The organism is Deinococcus pimensis DSM 21231, from assembly GCF_000519345.1.
GTDB lineage: Bacteria > Deinococcota > Deinococci > Deinococcales > Deinococcaceae > Deinococcus_A > Deinococcus_A pimensis.
This window is the reverse complement of sequence record NZ_KI912645.1, coordinates 14,325-15,841: the sequence shown is the minus strand read 5'-3', so window position 1 is coordinate 15,841 and position 1,517 is coordinate 14,325. Positions and strand designations below refer to the sequence as shown.

Genomic DNA, 1,517 nt, shown 5'->3' with positions numbered 1-1,517 from the left:
CGGCGCTCGCGCCGATCTCGGCCTGACAGCCGCCCGCCGCGCCCGAGATGTACATCTGCTTCGAGATGGCCTTCCCGATCCCGGCGGCCAGCACGAGCGGCATCACGAGCGCCTCGTCGCCCAGCCCGAGGTGGTCCGCCACGCCGATCAGCGCGCCCGGGATGGTGCCCGCGCTGCCCGCCGTGGGCGCCGCGACGATGCGGCCCATGCGGGCGTTCTCCTCGTTCACGGCCATCGCGTAGGCCTGCACGCGCCTGATCAGCGGAGCGCCGAGCACGTCGGGCGCGTCCCACAGGCCCTTCGCGTTCCAGCCGACCATGCCGGTGATGCTCCTGGCGTCGGTCCTGAGGCCGCGTTCGATGCTGTCGCGCATCTCACGCAGGCGCGAGCGCATGACGTCACGGACGTCGTCGGGGGAGAGGCCGCTCTCCTGGCAGTCCTGTTCGAGCACCCACGCGGAGGCGGGTGCGGGCGCGTTCATGATCTCGTCAAGGGTCATAGGAGGTTCCTAACGAGCGTTAGTATACGTCAGATGGAGCGCCGCGAATGTTCTTCGAGAGCCATCAGCTATCAGCCATCAGCCATCAGCCATCAGCCATCCGCCATCCGTGTTCGACCGTCCACCCGAACTCCCGATCTGCGGATGACAAGATATCTGACTGCTGACCGCTGACCGCTGACCACTGACCACTGACCACTAATCCATCACCTTCGGCAGCATCCTCAACCACGTGATCTCCGGCAGGCCCGACACCTTCCGGATCCCGTGATCGCTCAGGCGCTGGTCCAGCTCGATGGACAGCATCGCGCGGCCATTGCGGCGCTCCCTCGTGCAGACCAGCGTCGCGATGTTCACCTCGTCCTCCGCGATGAGCTGCGACACCCGCGCGATCATCCCGACCGCGTCCTGATAGCGCAGCAGCAGCGTCGGCGAGCCGCCCGAGAAGTCCGTCTTGAAGCCGTCCACGCGGCCCACGTGGATCACGCCGCCGCCCGTGCTGCTCGCCACGACGCTCACGTCCGACCCGCCGCCCGAGAGATCGATCCGCGCGGTGTTCGGGTGGACGTCCCCGAGGTCCACGTCCTCGAACGTGACCGCGAGGCCCGCCGCCTTCGCCTCCTCGAACGCGCGCGGCAGACGCGGATCGTCCGGCGCGAAGCCCAGCAGGCCCGCCACGAGCGCGAGGTGCGTCCCGTGCCCCCGGCCCGTCTTCGCGAAGCTGGCGTGCAGCCCGATGCGCGCCTCCGTGGGCGCGTGACCCAGCAGGAAGCGCGACACCAGACCGATCCTGCACGCGCCCGCCGTGTGACTGCTGGAAGGCCCGATCATCACGGGCCCGATCATGTCGAGCAGGCTCATGACGCGAGTCTAGCGCGCGTGCGGGGACGTCATGCTCGCGCCACGCACCTCCCCGTACCCTGACCGCATGACCGCACGAACCCAGCCCGTCCGCGCCACGCGCGCCGTCCTCGCCGCCCTGCCCGCCCTCGCCGCGCTCCTGCCCTCCCTGGCGCTC

Annotated in this window: 2 protein-coding genes; both read right to left on the bottom strand. The window is 69.7% G+C overall.

What is annotated here, in order from left to right; all coding sequences use genetic code 11:
* The coding region (locus DEIPI_RS30780) for an L-serine ammonia-lyase, iron-sulfur-dependent, subunit alpha (protein ID WP_045234238.1) at positions 1 to 499 on the bottom strand (499 nt) is incomplete at its 3' end.
* 198 nt (positions 500 to 697) lie between these two features.
* A complete protein-coding gene (sdaAB, locus tag DEIPI_RS0112430) occupies positions 698 to 1,360 on the bottom strand; it encodes an L-serine ammonia-lyase, iron-sulfur-dependent subunit beta (RefSeq protein WP_027481972.1) in 663 nt (220 codons plus the stop codon).
* Positions 1,361 to 1,517 lie beyond the last annotated feature (157 nt).